Source organism: Mycoplasma yeatsii GM274B (assembly GCF_000875755.1).
Lineage (GTDB): Bacteria > Bacillota_I > Bacilli_A > Mycoplasmatales > Mycoplasmataceae > Mycoplasma > Mycoplasma yeatsii.
This window is the reverse complement of sequence record NZ_CP007520.1, coordinates 670043-689344: the sequence shown is the minus strand read 5'-3', so window position 1 is coordinate 689344 and position 19302 is coordinate 670043. Positions and strand designations below refer to the sequence as shown.

Annotated in this window: 15 protein-coding genes; 14 read left to right on the top strand and 1 reads right to left on the bottom strand. The window is 26.5% G+C overall.

Annotation, left to right across the window (positions count from 1 at the left end):
• The first annotated feature begins 222 nt into the window (after positions 1 to 222).
• The 11 genes from tpiA (at position 223) to MYE_RS02865 (ending at position 14392) form a co-directional block, all read left to right on the top strand.
• The gene (gene tpiA / locus MYE_RS02915) at positions 223 to 969 is read left to right on the top strand and encodes a triose-phosphate isomerase (protein WP_042733463.1); all 747 of its coding nucleotides are present in this window, start codon (positions 223 to 225) and stop codon (positions 967 to 969) included.
• Positions 970 to 982: 13 nt separating this feature from the next.
• Positions 983 to 1813 carry an HAD-IIB family hydrolase gene (locus MYE_RS02910; protein WP_042733462.1) on the top strand — a complete coding sequence of 277 codons (831 nt, stop codon included), beginning with the start codon at positions 983 to 985 and terminating at the stop codon, positions 1811 to 1813.
• 5 nt (positions 1814 to 1818) lie between these two features.
• On the top strand, positions 1819 to 3411 hold the full coding sequence (gene gpmI / locus MYE_RS02905; RefSeq protein WP_042733461.1) for a 2,3-bisphosphoglycerate-independent phosphoglycerate mutase: 1593 nt from the start codon (positions 1819 to 1821) through the stop codon (positions 3409 to 3411).
• Between the two features lie 143 nt (positions 3412 to 3554).
• Complete coding sequence (locus tag MYE_RS02900) at positions 3555 to 4544, top strand: ABC-three component system protein (RefSeq protein WP_042733460.1); 990 nt, start codon at positions 3555 to 3557, stop codon at positions 4542 to 4544.
• Positions 4528 to 4752 carry an ABC-three component system middle component 6 gene (locus MYE_RS02895; protein WP_042733459.1) on the top strand — a complete coding sequence of 75 codons (225 nt, stop codon included), beginning with the start codon at positions 4528 to 4530 and terminating at the stop codon, positions 4750 to 4752. Before MYE_RS02900 ends, MYE_RS02895 begins: the two co-directional genes overlap by 17 nt.
• On the top strand, positions 4743 to 6458 hold the full coding sequence (locus tag MYE_RS02890) for a DUF2326 domain-containing protein (RefSeq protein WP_042733458.1): 1716 nt from the start codon (positions 4743 to 4745) through the stop codon (positions 6456 to 6458). Before MYE_RS02895 ends, MYE_RS02890 begins: the two co-directional genes overlap by 10 nt.
• Positions 6459 to 6710: 252 nt before the next feature.
• Positions 6711 to 9629, top strand: coding sequence for a BspA family leucine-rich repeat surface protein (locus tag MYE_RS04065; RefSeq protein WP_052491424.1), 2919 nt, complete (start codon positions 6711 to 6713; stop codon positions 9627 to 9629).
• Between the two features lie 288 nt (positions 9630 to 9917).
• The gene (gene mgtA / locus MYE_RS02880) at positions 9918 to 12746 is read left to right on the top strand and encodes a magnesium-translocating P-type ATPase (RefSeq protein ID WP_042733457.1); all 2829 of its coding nucleotides are present in this window, start codon (positions 9918 to 9920) and stop codon (positions 12744 to 12746) included.
• A gap of 123 nt (positions 12747 to 12869) precedes the next feature.
• Positions 12870 to 13289, top strand: coding sequence for a tRNA (adenosine(37)-N6)-threonylcarbamoyltransferase complex ATPase subunit type 1 TsaE (gene tsaE / locus MYE_RS02875; protein WP_004429419.1), 420 nt, complete (start codon positions 12870 to 12872; stop codon positions 13287 to 13289).
• Positions 13290 to 13291: 2 nt separating this feature from the next.
• Positions 13292 to 13855, top strand: coding sequence for a tRNA (adenosine(37)-N6)-threonylcarbamoyltransferase complex dimerization subunit type 1 TsaB (tsaB, locus tag MYE_RS02870; protein ID WP_042733456.1), 564 nt, complete (start codon positions 13292 to 13294; stop codon positions 13853 to 13855).
• Positions 13856 to 13873: 18 nt separating this feature from the next.
• A complete protein-coding gene (locus tag MYE_RS02865) occupies positions 13874 to 14392 on the top strand; it encodes a Bsp6I family type II restriction endonuclease (RefSeq protein WP_042733455.1) in 519 nt (172 codons plus the stop codon).
• Between the two features lie 17 nt (positions 14393 to 14409).
• Here MYE_RS02865 and dcm read toward each other — a convergent pair whose 3' ends face one another.
• On the bottom strand, positions 14410 to 15357 hold the full coding sequence (gene dcm / locus MYE_RS02860; RefSeq protein WP_042733454.1) for a DNA cytosine methyltransferase: 948 nt from the start codon (positions 15355 to 15357) through the stop codon (positions 14410 to 14412).
• 200 nt (positions 15358 to 15557) lie between these two features.
• Here dcm and MYE_RS02855 point away from each other — a divergent pair, with 200 nt between their 5' ends.
• The 3 genes from MYE_RS02855 (at position 15558) to MYE_RS02845 (ending at position 19300) form a co-directional block, all read left to right on the top strand.
• Positions 15558 to 16766 carry an arginine deiminase gene (locus MYE_RS02855; RefSeq protein ID WP_004429424.1) on the top strand — a complete coding sequence of 403 codons (1209 nt, stop codon included), beginning with the start codon at positions 15558 to 15560 and terminating at the stop codon, positions 16764 to 16766.
• A gap of 16 nt (positions 16767 to 16782) precedes the next feature.
• Positions 16783 to 17778 carry an ornithine carbamoyltransferase gene (gene argF, locus MYE_RS02850; RefSeq protein WP_004429425.1) on the top strand — a complete coding sequence of 332 codons (996 nt, stop codon included), beginning with the start codon at positions 16783 to 16785 and terminating at the stop codon, positions 17776 to 17778.
• 61 nt (positions 17779 to 17839) lie between these two features.
• On the top strand, positions 17840 to 19300 hold the full coding sequence (locus MYE_RS02845; protein WP_144402429.1) for a YfcC family protein: 1461 nt from the start codon (positions 17840 to 17842) through the stop codon (positions 19298 to 19300).
• Positions 19301 to 19302 lie beyond the last annotated feature (2 nt).

Below are 19302 nucleotides of genomic sequence, written 5' to 3'. Positions count from 1 at the left end.
TTACGCTACTTTTTGTTTATTTTTAGATAAATATTAGATAAAAAGAATATCAGATTAAAGTTAGTTTCAAAACTAACTTTTTTATTATAAAAAAATCGCAAAAAATTTATTAAAATTTAATTGTTAGTTATTGGTTGTTAGTCAATATATTATTAATTGATAAAACACAATATTATTTATATAATTATTAAAAAATTTATAAGAACTGGAAGGTATAAAAATATGAGAAAAAAAGTTATTTTTGGAAATTGAAAAATGAATGGATCAATCAAAAGTGTTAAAGATTTTTTAAACACAGTTGATAGTTTAGCAACTAGTACAGGTGTTGTTGCTGGTTTAGCTGTACCATTTACTTTATTAAGCACAGCAGTAGAAAATGCTAAGAATGTAAAAATCGCTGCACAAAATGTTCACTTTGAAGAAAAAGGAGCATTCACTGGTGAAATTTCTATACCAATGTTAAAAGAATTAAACGTTGAATATGTTGTTATTGGTCACTCTGAAAGAAGAGAAATGTTTGCTGAAACTGATCTAACAGTTAACAAAAAAGCTAAAGCATTATTAGCAAACAACATGACTCCAATTATTTGTTGTGGAGAAACTTTAGAAACTAAAGAACAAGGAAATACAATTAGCTTTGTAAATGATCAAATTTCAAAAGCTTATGAAGGTATATCAAGTGATGACGCTGTTAAAACAATTATTGCTTATGAACCAATTTGAGCAATTGGAACTGGTAAAACTGCAACTAGTGATGATGCTGAACAAGTATGTAAAGCAATTAGAGAAAATTTAGCAAAAATTTATGATCAAAATACAGCAGATCAAATTTCAATTCAATACGGAGGAAGTGTTAAACCTTCAAATATAAAAGAAATTATGGAAATGCCAAATATTGATGGTGCTTTAGTTGGTGGAGCTTCATTATTAGCAGATGATTATCTAGGTTTAGTAAATTACAACAAATAAAAGGAATAAAAATATGAAAGATGTTAAATTACTAATTTTAGATATGGATGGGACTAGTTATAAAAAAATGGGTCCTATCATAAAAGAAAACGTTGAACCATTAAAAGAAGCTATTAAAAATAATGTTGAAGTTGTGTTTGTCACAGGAAGACCGGTTAATTCTAAACAAAATAGTTTAGTTGAACATGGATTTACTTCAAATCATTCATTTATTGCTGGGTATAATGGTGCTTGTATTTATGATTTAGTAACTAATGAAATTTTAGCTTCTAATCCAATAGATTGAGCAACTGCTAAAAAAGTTTATGATCTAGCAGCAAGTGAAAGATTTAAAAAAGATGATATCAAAATTTGAGGATATTCAACTGATTTAAAAACTTCAATTTTAAATAAATGAACTAAAGATCCAGTTGATTACGGATATGAAGGTAATTTATTTGAAGGAGAAATTGTAGAATTAAAAGATATTAATCAAGAGCACGACTTTTTCAAACTATTAGCATTTAATGCAAACAAAGAATTCTTTGATATTTTAAAAGACGAACTTAAATTAAATGTGTCAACTAATGATTATAGAGTAATTGAAATTAACAAACAAAACGTTAATAAAAAATTCGCTGTTGACTGATTTAGTGATCACTTTAACATTAGTTTAGAAAACATTGCCGCTATGGGTGATGGAATGAATGATTATGACATGATTGAATATGTAGGAATTGGTGTTGCTTTAAAAAACTCAGTTCAAGCAATTAAAGATATAGCTCAAGTTTATATTGATAAAACAAGTGAAGAAGCAGCTGTTAAAGAATTTGTAGAACAATATATTTTAAATAGAAAGAATTAAAAAAAATGATTACAAAAAGACCTGTATTATTAACTATTTTAGATGGTTGAGGAATAGCTGAACCAAGCGAAGGTAATGCCGTTTGAAATGGACACATGTCATTTGTTGAAGAAATGAAAAAACAATATCCTTGAGTTAAAGCTCACGCTTCAGGAGAATGAGTTGGTCTTCCTGAAGGACAAATGGGAAACTCAGAAGTTGGACATATTCATTTAGGTGCTGGAAGAATTAATATGGAATCTCTAGCAAAACTAAATTATGAAGTAAAAACTAATCAAATAGCAAATAATCAAGAAATAATTGATGCTTTTGAACAAGTTAAAACTAAAAATAGTGCATTACACTTAATGGGATTGTTTTCAAATGGTGGAGTTCACTCTCATATGGATCATATGATTGCTATTTATAAAGCTGCAATCAATTATGGAATTACAAATATTAAATTTGATTTAATTACTGATGGACGTGATACTGCTCCTAAATTAGCTGATCAATTTGTAAAACAATTACTAGAAATTATTAAACAAAATAACAATATAGGAGAAATTAGTTCAATTAGTGGACGTTATTATGCAATGGATCGCGATAAAAGATTTGAAAGAAGTGCTCAAGCTTATAATGCGATTGTTACCAGAAAAGATGTTGATTCATTTACTGATCCAATTAGTTATATTCAAGAACAATATAAAAATGATAAAGATGATGAAATGATTGTTCCTGCATTCAATTCTTCAGCTGTTGATGCTAATTTAAAACAAGATGATGTAATGATTATGACTAACTTCCGTCCTGATCGTGCTATTCAAATTTCATCAATCATGACTAATAAAAATTACATCGCTTGAAATGATGAAGCTTTTAAAGATATTTACTTTATCGGAAATGATATTAGATTTGTTTCAATGATGAAATATTCTGATTCAGTAACTTCACCTCATATTGCTTATCCACCAAAACCTTTAGAAAATACTTTAGGTCAATGAGTTTCGAAACTAGGATTAAAGCAATTAAGAATTGCTGAAACTGAAAAAATTGCTCACGTAACTTTCTTTTTCGATGGTGGAAATGATTATTTCAAAAACGGATTAGCAAAACCTGAAGAAGTTAGTTTAAAAAATGCTTCAATTGATTTAATTACTTCTCCTAAAGTTGCTACTTATGATTTAAAACCTGAAATGGCTGCTGTTGAAATTACAGATAAATTATTAGAAGAAATACAAAAAGATGAATTTGATTTAATTGTTTTAAACTTTGCAAACTGTGATATGGTAGGACATACTGGAAACAATGAAGCTACAAGAGTTGCATGTAAAGTATTAGATGATCAATTAAAACGTATTCATGATGAATTTGTATTAAAACACAATGGAATTATGGTAATTACTGCTGATCATGGTAATGCTGAAGTGATGATTGATGAAAATGGTGGAGTTAATAAAAAACATACAACTTCACCAGTTCCAATTATTATTACTGATAAAAACATTAAATTAAAACAAAATGATGCTGCTATTGCTAAAGTTAGTCCAACAATTTTAGATATTATGAATTTAGAATTGCCAAGTGAAATGACTTTAGAATCAATGATCGAAAAATAATTCAATCAGATTTGGTTATAAAAAACTATTTGTATAAGTAAAAAAACTCAGATGAATCGACACTCATTTGAGTTTTATGCACGTTATTTAATAAAAATATGAATTTTAACTGATGAAAATATTTGATATTAGGAGGGTATTAAATGGGAAGAGAAACGAATTTGAATAGTTTAATACTTTGTTTAGATAGATTACAAAAACTAGTTAATACTAGAAATAGTTTAAACTTGTACGACTTGAACACACAGTGTGAAACTATATATAAAGAAATTCTTAATGTTCTTTTTGGTTGAGAACTAGAAAATGCAAACATAACTATTCAACATAATTGCCCAGGATTCGATTTAATTGATATAGATAAAAAAATACTTATTCAAGTTTCTTCGGAAGTCAAAAAGGACAAAATCGAAAAATCACTAAACAAAAATATATATAAGAAATATGCTAATTATTCTTTTAAATTTTTAGGAATAATAGAAAAAATTGATTCTAAATTTAAAAATATAGAATATGAGAATCCTTATAATTTAAAATTTAACCCAAAAAATGATATTATAGATCATCATTATTTAATTTCTCAAATACATGATGCTTCTATTGAAAAACAAGAAAAAATTATTTCAACTCTATCAGATGAAATTAGATCATTAATATTATCAGATACAAGAAAAGTTACAACAATTCTAGCGGATCTGATTAATCATATTCATCAAACAAGTCTAGCGGAAATTGATGAAAGTGAATATCAAACAATTTCTTTTGAAATAGAAGAAAAAATAAGTTTTAACAAATTGAAAAATAAAGCTCATTTGGTCAATGACTATTTTATTTATCATAATGATATGTTAAATATTTATGAAGATTTAGATATTCAAGGAAATAATAAAAGTAGATCTGTTTTACAAAAAATAAGAAAAGTTTATCATGATTCAAAAAAAGATAAATTTAGTCCTGATGAGATATTTGGTGAATGCTCTAAACAAATTAAAAAGGTAATAATAGAAAGCGAAAATTGAATTCCAATAGATGAAGAACCATTAGAAATGTATATTGATATAATATTAGTAGATGCATTTGTAAGATGTAAAATATTTGAAAATCCGGAGAAAGCAAAAGATGTTGTTACCAGATAATATAAACCCAAAATTATGTATTTATTATAATGCTTCAATAATTTTAGAAATATTAGAAAAGAATGAAAAATCAGACATTGTTTTTTTATACGAAAATGTAAGCAAACAAAATGGTATGTCATTTCCTATTTTTCTTTTATCTTTAGATTGATTGTATTTAATAGATGCTATAAATATTAATGAGAAAGGAGTGGTTTTATGTTTATAAAAAGTTTAACTATTTCAACAGACAAAGAAGTTATAAGAAAATTAGAATTTAAAAAAGGTTTAAATTTGATAGTTGATAACACTCCAGAATCCGACAAAACAAAAACCGGTAATGATGTAGGTAAAACAACTGTCTTAAAACTAATAAATTTTTGCTTAGGTGGAAAAGAAGATGAAATTTATAAAAGTCTAGAAAGCAAGACAATAAATGAAAAAGTACAAAACTTTCTTATTGAAAAAAAAGTTCTTATTAAATTGCATTTGGTCGATGATTTAAATGATCCTGAATCAAAAAGTATAATAATCGAAAGAAATTTTTTAAAAAAAGATAAGAATATTACTATAGTTAATGGAGAAAAAATAAAAGATAAAATATTATCTGAAAAACTATTATCTCTTATATTTCCTGATCACAAAGCAAATAAACCATCATTTAGAGAAATAATTTCTCATAACATAAGATATAAAGAACAAAGTATAAATAATACATTAAAGACAGTGCATTCTAGTTTTAAAGATAGAGATTATGAATTTTTACACTTATTTTTATTTGGATACAGTTTTGCTGAATATGATGATTTAAGTAAATTAACAAAAGAAATAGAAATTGAAAAGAAATATAAAGCTAAACTTAATCAAAAAGAAAAAAATGCAGAAAAAGCATATCAATCAAGTTTAGATTATATAAATGCTAGAATTAAAGATCTTAAATATAAAAAAGATAATTTAAACATAAATGAAAATTTTGAAAATGACTTATCTAATTTAAATAATATAAAATATGAAATATCTAAGTATACTAGCTATATAACTAGAGTTAAATTAAGAAAGAGAAGTATTGATGATTTTATAGACAAAATGAAAAAAGATAAGTTTTCTATAGATAGTAAACAATTATCTGATATCTATCATCAAACAAAAAAATTTATCCCTAATTTACACAAAAGTTTCGATGCTTTAGTCAAATTTCATAACAGTATGATAGATGAAAAAGTTAAGTTTATTTATAACGAATTATCTAAAATAGAGTTAGAAATTATCAAATATGAAACTAAACTAAATCAATATTTAAAAGAAGAAAAGGAACTGTCAATTAAGATATCGAAATATGATACTTTTGAAGAACTTGATGATATAATTTCTCAATTGAATGACATGCACACCCAAAAAGGAGAATATGAAACTAAAATTAAGGAAATAAAAGACACAGAAGAAAAAATAAATTCACTAGAAAATAGAATTAAAAACATCGGTAAATCAATTTATTCTGAAGAATTTGCAACAGAACTAGATAAGAGAATTAAAAAATTCAACACCTTTTTTAGTGATATTTCAAAAAAACTGTACAATGAAGCCTATATTCTAACTTCTAATAATGAGATGACAAAAAATAATCTCCCAATTTACAAGTTTTACATTCATGCTGTAAATCATAGTTCAGGTAAAAAACAAGGAGAAATAGTATGCTACGATTTAGCCTATATAGAATTTGCGGATTCAGAAAATATGAAATGTTTACATTTTTTATTAAACGATAAAAAAGAATTAATGGCAGATAATCAATTAACAGTAGTTTCTGAATATTTATTGGACAAAAATGCTCAACTAATATTATCTGTTTTAAAAGATAAAATGCCAAATGAAGCGTTAAGAAATGCAAATATAGTTGTTGAATTATCACAAGAAGAAAAATTATTTAAAATTTAACTCTAAAGTTGCTCCAACAATTTTAGATATTATGAATTTAGAATTGCCAAGTGAAATGACTTTATAATCAATGATCGAAAAATAATAGTATTTAAAAGAAGTGTCTTAACACTTCTTTTTGTTTATCTAGTCATTTTGTCAAGTCTTGTTTTTTATTAGTTTTTAAAATAAACTTAATTAGGATATAAAAACTTATCTGAAAAATATATATAAAATAACTTAAATTATAGACAATAAAGTGAGGCGTATTAAATGAAAAAATTATTAACTATTTTATCTAGTTTTTTACTTGGAGCGAGTGTTGCAACAGCCACAACTGTATTTTTTACTAGAAAATATGTTTTTTCAAAAGACTTAAATAGTGTAATTAAAATTAAAGATAATACTTTAAAAGTTAAAAGAGCTAGTACATTATATGTTAAACAAGCATTATTAGATCTTGATAAAGAAATGTATCAAACTGTATTATCAAACGTTAGAGTTGTAGTTACAAACAATCATAGAGCTATTATTATACCTTCAGAAACAACTAAAGATGTTATAGATAATTTATCTACTTTAGTGAATAATGAAGTTATGAATAAAATCAAAAAAATAACTTCATTTACAAAGAAATTAGGTATTCCGCATTACAGAAACTTTAAAATTATTGATCTTGATGTATCAGCTGCAAAAATAGATCTAAAAGATGTTTTAGAATTAAGAAACTTTACTATTGATAAAATTGGTGAAAAACGAGAAGAAGAGCTTGCAAATATAATTAACAACAGATTAGAACTTACTTCACAATCTGAAAAAATTACTACAAATAACATTAAAAAAGAAAACAATAAAGTGACAGTAACTGTACCAGATAATCACCCACTATTTTCTGGTTCTAAAGAAATTACTGAATCAAACGCTAATTCAGAAAGTGAAACTAGAATTGATGATAGTACTACTCACTCAAAACAAGATGTTAGTGAAATATTTAGTCAAATAAATCAACCTGTAAATATTTCAAATGATACCAAAGATGAATTTGTTAGGAAAATAAATGAAGAATTAAATAAAATAGCATCAGATCTACAACTTAATCCGGATGAAATAAGCATCGAAAACAATATTGCTAAAATAAAAATCAGTGATGAAAATCCTGATTATCAAGGTGAAGCTTCTATTCGAATCAATGTTCTTCCAGTTGTTAAACCAGAATTAAGTTCAATTATTGACCAAGCTTTTAATAGCGTAGAAAAAGTTTTAGAAGTTGATGAATTAGATCAAACTCATACATTATCTGCAATTGAAACTTTAATAAAAACTAAAGATAGTGAATTTGATAAACAACAAATTGAAATAACTAGATTTGAAAATAAAGAAGTTGATATTAAAGCAAAAGATAATTCTAAATATACAGGAACAGCTAGCTTTAAAATTAAAATTAAAAAAATCGGTAGATTACAAGATTTAATAACTGATGAAACTATTTCTAAAATGAATATTACAAATAATTTTGACCAATCAATTTCAAAATTCTTAAATGAATTATCAAGCCAAAACTCTAATTTAGATTCTAATAAAATTGCTGTATCTATTGATGAAGAAAGTGGAATAGTAACTTTAATAGCCAATGAAGACTCTAAATACGAAGGAACAGTTGAAATTTCACTTACAAAGTATGCAATTCTTAAAATAAATCATATTTGAGATGAAAAAATCAAAAATACTTTTGATGCTATACATACTTTTGCAGATGTAAAAAAAGCATATGAAGAAGAGTTGAAAAAAGTATTAATTGATAGAATTTTCGGACAAATTCATTTTGATAAAGCAAACCAATCTAGCGAAAAGCTAAAACAAGATTTAGAATCACAAAAAATTAATGGAGAATTTATAGTTACTTATAAAGATCAAGAAATTAAGCTTGACTATGGAATTGTTCACGATTTTGGACAAAGAAGTGAAGGTGAACATAAATATAGATATGAAAAGATTGGTAATGTAGATGTCCCTGTAGAATGTACTCAAATAGGTTATTTCTATGAAGAGGCAACCCACACATGAAGAGTTAAAAACTTTGCCAATACTATTAAAAAAGTTCCTATTAGCTTACCAAGAAGAATAACTAGTTTAAAAGCTGCTTTCCAATTTAATGAAAATGAAAAAATCGAAGGAATTCAACATTGATCAACTTCAAATATTGTAAACATGGAATTATTATTTGCTCATACTGAAAAATTCAATCAAGATTTAAATACTTGAGATGTATCTAATGTTAAAAATATGCAAGATATGTTCCATGAAGCAAAAATATTTAATGGTGATATTTCTAATTGAAATACAAAAAGTTTAGAAAACGCTCAAAGTATGTTCAAAAAAACTGAAGCATTTAATCAAGATATAAATACTAAAAAAGTTCGAAAAGAAGGAGAAGAAGAATATACTGCTTGAGATACTTCTAATATAAAAAATATGGGTAATATGTTTGAAGAAGCAAAAGTATTTAATACTTCAATTTCAAATTGAAATACTGAAAATGTAACTAGAATGAATCATGTGTTCAGACTTGCTTCAAATTTCAATCAACAAGTTTCTCACTTCAATACTTCTAAAGTAACTAATATGTTACAAATGTTTGATGGTGCTCACAGTTTTACTGATAGTAACATTTCTAGTTGAAATACTTCGAATGTAAAAGACATGGATTCAATGTTTAGAAACGCTTTAAGCTTTAGAGCTGATTTAAGTAAATGAAATACAGCAAGCATCGAAAACAAGGTTGTTAATGTTGGTAGAGACAAAAAAGTTGTTATGAGAAATATCAACTTTGCAAGATTAACAACAACTAAAAAAGATAACCCACATATTATTCAACCACTTTGAGATAAAAGAGCAGATTACTTAACTGCTAAAATATCAAACTTTGGTGAAGCAAAATTAGTTGAAAGCACTATTAATAAAGATTCAAACTCAGTATTTGTTTTTGATAAATTATTCAACTGAACAATTGCTCATAAAGAATTAAAATCAATTAAAATTGATGGTGTAGAACAACAATTAACAAATGAAATTATTGATCAAGTTGAAATTAACAAATTAAACTTTGAATTCAAAACAAATAAAAAATACACAATCGAAATAAAATACGATTATATTTCTAAACCTGTAACTATTACATTTAAATTTCAATAATCTTAATTAAAACCTAAATTCTATTTAGGTTTTTTTATATAGTTGCACTTTTTTAAATCTATAAGAAACTATAACTTAATTTTTAGAAATTTTTAAAGTATAATTTAAGAAGCAAAGGTGGTGGACTTTATTATGACTATTTGTATTAAATTAGATGAAAATCCCGAGTCCCATAGTATCAACAAACTAAAAAATATAAAGCTAAGTTATGTTATAAGTTATGCCACTTTTAATGTACAGTAACTGATTTATAACATAGTTTAGCTAACTTTGAAAAGGAGTAGAAACATGTTTAAATTTACAACAAAAAAATACTCTCCTAGAAAGCTAAAAAATCAAAAAAAACCTGCTCAATTTAGAAATGAAAGATTTATAAAAAACGTTTCATCATTAGATCAATCTGAAATTTTACAAGTGATGAATTTAACACACTTTGGATTAACTAATGATGAATATGAAGCAAGATTAAAAAAATACGGAACTAATGAATTAAAAAGAAAAGATTACAGTATTTTTAGAGAATTTATGAGTGCGTTTTTTGGTCCATTTAATATTGTTTTAATTTTAATTGCATTATATAACTTTATTTCATATGGAACAAATGGTTTTGGACAAGATACAGATAATAGTTCAAGCTTTGATCTAGTAGGAGGAATCATAATAATTTCAATGGTTGTAGCAAGTGGTATTGCTTCATTTATTCAATCATTGAGAAGTCATTTTGTAACTAAAAGAATTGCTACTATCGTTAGAAGTACTACTAACATTATTAGACATAAATATGACGATGAGTTAGATGAATATTTAAAAATTACAAAAAGAAATCAATTAGATTTAATTAAACTAGGTGAAGAAATCGATGTAAGACAAGTTGTACCTGGTGATTTAATTTATCTTTCAAGTGGAGATATGTTACCAGCTGATGTGAGAATTATTCAATCAAACGACTTATTTATTAATCAATCTTCATTAACAGGTGAATCTATGCCTGTTGAAAAACATGCAATAAATAGATATTCAACAAATAATATTTTAGATTTAGAAAATATTTGTTATACAGGAACTAGTGTTGTTTCTGGTAGTGCTATTGCTATTGTTTTAGCAACAGGAAATGACACATACTTTTCAACAATTAGTAAAACTATTATGGAAAAACGTCCGGATTCAAGTTTTACAAAAGGTATTAAAAGAGTAACAAGACTATTATTAATTTTTATGTTAGTAATGGTTCCAACAGTATATTTAACAAAATCAATAATTGGAATAGTTGCTGCAAAAGGTACTTTTGATACTATAAAAGATAATCCATGATTTGAAGCAATCTTTTTTGCAGTTGCTGTTGCAGTTGGATTAACTCCTGAGATGCTGCCAATGATAGTTACTACTAATTTAGCAAATGGAGCTTCTAGAATGACTAAACAAAAAGTTGTTGTTAAAAGATTAGAAGCTATTCAATCTTTAGGAGCAATTGATGTATTATGTACTGATAAAACAGGAACACTTACAAATGATAAAATTGAACTTATTGATTATTTAACAGTTGATAAAAAAGCTGACCCATTATTATTAAAATATTTATATATTAATAGTTATTATCAAACAGGATTAAAAAATCCTATGGATAAAGCTATTGTTGATTATGTTAAAAAACATATTCACGATTTTTCTATTGAAGATATAACTAAAATAGATGAAATACCATTTGATTTTAATAGAAGAAAATTAACAATTATTTTTGATGATGACAAAGATAAAAGAACAATGGTTACTAAAGGTAGTGTTGAAGAAATCTTAAACTCATGTTCTAAAGTGTTACAAGACGGAAAAGTTGTTAATTTAACAGAAGCTATTAAAAGACAAATTCAAACATATTATCAAAAAATTAATAAACAAGGAAAACGCTTATTAGGTGTTGCTTATAAAGTTATCAGAAAAAATCAAAATAGATTTTCTGCTGATGATGAAACAAATTTAACATTCATGGGATTTGCATCATTTTTAGATACACCAAAACCTTCAACAAAACAAACTATTAAATTATTAAATAAATACGGTGTTGAATTAAAAATTTTAACAGGAGATAACGAACCTATTACTAGAGCTATTTGTAAAATGGTAGATCTACAAATTAAAGGTTTAGTAACTGGTGAAGAAATTGATGCAGCAACTGATTATGAGTTAAAAAAAATCGTAGAAAATAATAATATTTTTGTAAAATTAAATCCATTACAAAAAGTTAAAATTATTCAAATTTTAAAACAAAATGATCATGTTGTTGGATATATGGGTGATGGAATTAATGATGCACCTGTTTTAAGACAAAGTGATGTTGCAATTTCAGTTAACAATGCAACTGATATTGCAAAAGATGCAAGTGATATTATTCTTTTAGAAAAATCACTTCTAGTATTAGAAAAAGGAATTATCCAAGGAAGAACAGTTTTTTCTAATATTTTAAAATATATTAAAATTACAACCGCTTCAAACTTTGGTAACTCTTTATCAGTTTTAATTGGTACAGTTTGACTACCATTTGCTCCAATGGCTCCGGCTCAAATTTTATTACAAAACTTAATTTATGACTTTTCTCAATTTGGAGTATCTATGGATAATGTTGATGCATCATTCTTAAAAACGCCGCAGCGTTGGAATTCAAAAGATCTCTTACCATTTACGATCATAAATGGGTCAGTCAGTTCAATATTTGACCTTATTACATTTGCAATAGCTGGATACGCTCTAGGATTTGTAACTGGTTATAACAATGCAGTTGCTAATAATACTGGTGATGCTAATATGTATATGGCTCAATTCCAAGCTTGTTGATTCTTAATTGGATTATTATCTCAAACTTTAGTATTCCAAGTTTTACGTACAGAACACTTAACAATAGTAAAAAGTCGTTCATCATGACCAATTTACACTATTGCTGGACTAGTAACTGCTATAGCAATATTTATTACATTTGTTGAACAATCAAATTTAGGAAGCTTAATTCAATTAAAAACACCAGGTTGAGTATTCTTGCCAATTGCAGTAGCAATACTTAGTGGATATTTCATAGTAGCTGAATTAACTAAGATGGGATATAAAAAAGTATTTAATAAATGATTATAAAATTAAAATCTTTTCTAATTTAAACTTAGAAAAGATTTTTTATTTAAACTATAAACTTTATTAACTATATTAATATTAAATATTGATATAAAATCAATAATATAGTCAATCATAGGAGTTATTATGAAAGAAATTTGTATTAATAATTTAGATGAAACAAAACAATTTGCTAAAACTTTAGCTTTAGAAATTAAAGATAAACAACTACCTTTTTATATTTTATTAAATGGTGATTTAGGTGCGGGTAAAACAACATTTACAAAGTCATTATTAAAAGAATTAGGTGTTAGTGAAAATGTGTCATCTCCAACTTTTGTAATTATGAATCAATATAAAACTGATAAATTTAATATTAATCATGTTGATGCTTATAGATTAAGTAATGATTCTGAAATAGATATGTACTTAGATGAGTTTGACAATAGTATTAATGTTGTTGAGTGATATGAAAACTTAAATTTAGATTTTAATAAATTAAATAAAATAACAATTGATATTAAAATAATTGATGAAAACAAAAGAATATTTATTATAGGAGAATAATTATGAACCTTTTTATAGATACTACTAATTGAAAACTTGTTTATATTTTAGAAAAGAATAATAAAATAGTAGATAAATTAATTGTTGATAATAATAAAAAAATATCAGACATAGCTATAGAAAAATTAAAAGAATTTTTAACTAATAACAATTTAACTATTAAAGATATTGATTCATTTTATTTAACTAAAGGTCCTGGTAGTTATACTGGAGTTAGAGTGGGATTAACTATAGTTAAAACCATTAAAGTTTTAAATAATAATATTAAAGTTTATTTAATTGATTCATTAATGTTTCAAGCAGGCAAAAATAAAGCAATTTCTATCTTGGACGCTAGAGGAAATAAGTACTATTTTGCAGTTTATGATCAATTTAAAATTTTAGAAAATGTTCAATTAATTGAAGCTGATCAATTAGATTTTTATATTAAAAAATACAACGATTTTAAACTTGTAAAAGATTATGAGATAGATTTTGCTAATACTTATTTAGAGACTAAAGAAATGTTTGAATTAGTTGATGATGTAAACAGCATTAATCCACTTTATGTAAAAGGATTTATTTAGTCTTAGAAAAGGTGAGTTATGTTAAAAACTATAACAAAAGAAAAATATGATGAGATAATTTCGCTTTATCCATTATGAAAAGAATTAAATAAAAAAATTAAAATATCATATACTCGTGGTGTTAACTTTCATGAAATATTTTCTGAATTTATTGTGTGTCATATAAATGATTATCAAATTAGTCACAATGATGGATCTGAAGATGCGATTTCTAAAGAAGGGTTAAAAGTTCAAATAAAATCTTCATCTAACTATAACATAGATCTAACTTCTTTTGGACCTAGAAGTGAATTTGAGATACTAGAATTTGCAAGATTAGATCAACAAGATGATTTGTTGTATTTATATAAAATTCCAATACAAAATTTAAAAAGCATTGAAGTTAAACAAGGTCAAACATTTGCTCAGCAACAAGAAGAAAAGAGAAGGCCTAGATTTTCTATAATCTCTAAAATTATTGAAAAAGATAATCTAAAACCTTATGCAAAAGTAAATATGATTACAGGAGAATATGAATTTTATAATAAAAACGATTAGGTTTCCTAATCGTTTTTTTAACTTTCTAATGCCTTTAAAATGTTTTGAGCAATTTTATTAATAACAGGAACTACTACAGAATTTCCTGCTTGTTTATAAAGATGAGATTTTGCTAATTTTGGAAGAATAAAATCTTTTGGATATCCCTGAAAATTGAAACATTCTCTAGGGGTTAGTTTTCTTATACCAAATTGAGTTTTTATCAATGGTACATTATGACCACCTGTTCCCATATTAGCTGTTAAAGTAGGACAAACGTTGCTCTTATTTTCTCTTACATATTTTCTTCTTCATTGATAAATAACATTTGTTTTAATCATACTTTCTTCTAAAGTTTTATAAAATACATTCTTATCTTTAGAATAATAGAATTCATCACTCACACTTTCTTTTTCTAGCATATCAGGAATGAATTTTGTTAGTTTTTCTGGGTTAGGAAATTCAAATTTATTTCAACTTTTTTCATCTTTAAAACCAACAATGTAAATACGTTCTCTATTTTGAGGTATGTTTGCATAATCTTTTGCATTTAACACTTTATACTTAATCTTATAACCGTTTTCTTGTAATGAATCTGTTATGATTTTAAAAGTTTTTCCGTTATCATGAGTTACTAAATTTTTAACATTTTCTAAAAAAATTACTTTTGGTTTTTTAGCTACAATAAATCTTAATGTTTCAAAAAATAGATCACCAGATTTTTCGTCTTCAAACCCTTTTCTATATCCTGCGATACTAAAAGAAGTACAAGGAAAACCGGATAATAATACATCAATTTCAGGAACAGTTTTAGTATCAACACTTCTTATATCATCACCAATAACTTTAATATCAAAGTTACTTTCATAAGTTATTCTTGCATTTTTATCATATTCATTAGCTCATATTGTTTTAAATTTTTCAGTTGATTCAAACCCTAAATCAATACCACCAACACCAGCAAAAAGACTTGCCATTTTATACATTTTTTCACCTCTTAATATTTTAATGTTATCATTCAATATTTAAAAATGAAGTTATATTAATCCATATATTTTAGATATTTACATACATAATTATTGAATATTTTATTAATTATTGTTCAAGACTTCTATTTTTTTTTTTTTTTTGCAATAATAAAATTGTCGTCATCTTAAGATTGATGATCGGGAGGTATGTATTAAATATGGAAAAGAAAATAAACGTTTTTTCTGAAATAGGAACTTTAAAAACAGTTCTTGTTCATAGGCCAGGAGATGAAGTTGAAAACTTAACTCCTGAACTTTTAGAAAGATTATTATTTGATGATGTTCCGTTTAAAGACGTAGCTATTCAAGAACATAACGCTTTTACTCAAATCATGCGTGATAATGGAATAGAAGTTTTATATATTGAAAAATTAGCGGCGGAAACTTTAGATCAACACCCAGAGCTAAGAGATGAATTCATTGACCAATTTATTTCTGAAGCTAACGTTGAAGAAAAATACAAAAAACAATTCCGTGACTTTATCAGTAGTTTAGACAACTACAGAATGATCAAAAAAATGATCGCTGGAACTAAAAAACTTGAATTAGGAATTGATGAAGGATACAAAGCATATCCATTCATAGCAGACCCACTACCAAACGTGTTATTCCAAAGAGATCCATTCGCAAGTGTTGGAAACGGAATAACAATGAACAGAATGTGATCTGTAACAAGAAACAGAGAAACTATTTTCCCTGATTTAGTGTTCAAACACCACGAAAGATTTGCAAATCAAGTACCTTACTACTATGAAAGAGATTGAAAAGATGAATCTATCGAAGGTGGAGACATTCTAGTTTTAAACAAAGAAACTTTAATTATTGGAGTTACTCAAAGAACTACACTAAAAGCTATTGAAAAATTTAGTGAAAGATTATTTAATGACCCAGAATCAAACTATACTAAAGTTATTGTTTTAGATTTACCAAAATCACGTGCGTTCATGCACTTAGATACAGTGTTTACAAACGTTGATTATGACAAATTTATTGCTCACCCATTAATTTTCGATCACATTGATGAATTTAAAATTTATGAAGTTTCAAAAGAAGGAACTAAAGAAATTAAAAAAACATTAATCGAATTATTAAATGATGCAGTAGGTAGAGAAGTTCAAATCATTAGATGTGGTGGAAATGACTCAATTGCTGCAGGTAGAGAACAATGAAATGATGGAACTAACGTTGTAACAATTAGACCAGGTAAAGTTATTGCTTATGACAGAAACTGAGTAACAATTGACTTACTAAGAAAAGCTGGAGTTGAAGTATTAACTATTCCTTCATCTGAATTATCACGTGGTAGAGGTGGACCAAGATGTATGACTATGCCACTATGAAGAGAAGACTTACAAGAAATTAAATAATAGGTAGGATAGAAATATGGCTTTAAATTTAAAAGGTAGAAGTTTTTTAAAATTATTAGATTTCACACCAAGAGAAATAAGATACTTATTAGATCTATCTAGAGACTTAAAAAGAGCAAAATATGCTGGAAATGAAGTAAAAACAATGGAAGGAAAAAACGTTGTTTTACTATTCCAAAAAGACTCAACAAGAACTAGATGTGCATTCGAAGTAGGTGCTTTAGATCAAGGTGCTCACGTTACATATTTAGGACCATCAGGTTCACAATTTGGTAAAAAAGAATCAGTAGCAGATAGTGCTAGAGTTTTAGGTAGAATGTATGATGCTATTCAATTCAGAGGATTTGATCAAAAAGTTGCTGAAGAATTAGCAAAATACTCAGGTGTTCCTGTTTATAATGGATTAACTGATGAATTCCACCCAACTCAAATTCTTGCTGACTTCTTAACAATCGAAGAATACAAAGGTAACTTAAAAGGATTAAAATTTGTTTTTGCAGGAGATGCTAGAAACAACATGGGAAATTCTTTAATGGTTGGTTGTGCTAAAATGGGTATGCACTTTGTTGCTGCAGCTCCAAAAGAATTATGACCAAACGAAGATCTTGTAAAAGAATGTAAAGAAATCGCTAAAGAAACAGGTGCAACAATTACATTAGTTGAAGATATGAAAGTTGCATGTAAAGATGCTGATGTAATTTACACTGATGTTTGAGTTTCAATGGGAGAACCAGCAGAAGTTTGAGAATCAAGAATTAACTTATTAAAACCTTACCAAGTAAACATGGATGCTATTAAAGTTGCAAAAGATGATGTAATTTTTATGCACTGTTTACCAGCGTTCCACGATTTAAATACAGAAGTTGCTCAACAAATCCATGAAAAATTTGGATTAACAGAAATGGAAGTAACAAACGAAGTATTTGAATCTAAACATTCAGTAGTTTTCGAAGAAGCAGAAAATAGACTTCACACAATTAAAGCTGTGATGGTTGCTACAATAGGAAAATAGTATGACTGTTGAACAACAAAATCACGAACAAGTAGTTAAAAAGAAAAAAAGACAGTTTAAAATGCTGTCTGCATTCTCAATACTACTTATCATAATTGCTGTATTGGTTTTAATATCATGAATACTTAAATGATCAGGTGTTCAAGTAAAAGTTGAAGGAAAAGAAACTGCAATCGTTGCTGTTGGTATATTTGATTTATTCAAAGCACCAATGCAAGGATTTATAGATAGAGCAGAAATCATAATCTTCGTTCTTTGCTTAGGGGCATTTATTAATATAGTTGTTGCTTCACAAGCCTTAGAAGGATTCTCTCAATCAATAGTTGCTAAAATGAAAGGTAAAGAAATTTGAGCAATTATTCCATTGATGTTATTCTTTGGTATTTGTGGAACAGCAGAAGGTATGGCTGAAGAATCACTAGGATTTTACATGATATGTATTCCTTTAATGGTTGCAGCTGGATTTGATAAATTTACAGGATTATTAATCGTTTTAGTTGGTGCTGGAACTGGAGTTTTGGCTTCAACTGTTAACCCATTCTTAATCGGTGTTGCTGTTGACAGTTTAAATAAAGCTGGAAGTAAATTAACAGATACTGGTGATGGATTAGTATGACGTTTAGTATCATTCATAACTTTAATGAGTATCTCAATCACAATGGTTATGCTTTATGCTAAAAAAGTAAAAAACAACCCTGCTAAATCAATAGTATTCAAAACTTTAGAAGAAGATAAAAAATTCTTCTTAACAAATTCTACTGAAAAAATCGAAATGAACTGAAGAAGAAAATTAACAATTTCAGTTTTTGGTATCGCATTCTTAATAATGATATTCTATCTAGTTGGATGAGATAAAATATTAGGTAACAGAAATGCTGAAATATTTGCTGATTGAATTAAACTTCATATTCCTTACTTAACAGGAACTGATGCCGGATTTGGACACGGAGGATTAGAATCTGTGGCTGCAATCTTTTTAATCAGCTCAATAGTACTAGCTATTATCAACTCTTTAGGAGAAGAAAAATTCATTAAAGAATTTATGACTGGTGCTTGTGATCTTTTAGGAGTATGTTTAGTTATTGCTGTTGCTGGTGGTGTTACTTGAATATTAAAAGAAACACACATGCAAGAATTATTCGTAACAGGTTTAGAATCATCAATAGGTGCAATTAAATCACCAATATTAATTCTTTTAGTAATGTTTATATTATTTATTCCACTATCATTCTTAATCCCTTCAACTAGTGGATTTGCTGGAGCTGTATTCCCATTATTAGCTGGTATTGTTGTAAAAGATAAAGATGTACTAGCTTCAGGATCAATTACAGCGTTCTCATTTGCATCAGGATTAGTTAACTTAATTACTCCTACAAGTGGAGTTGTTATGGGAGCTGTAGCTATTGCTAGAATGGATTATGCAAAATTCTTAAAAGGTATTGCACCATTCTTAGGAGTTCTTGCAGCAAGTTCATTAACATTATTACTAATTGGTGGAGCAATTGGTGGAACAATTGCCTAATA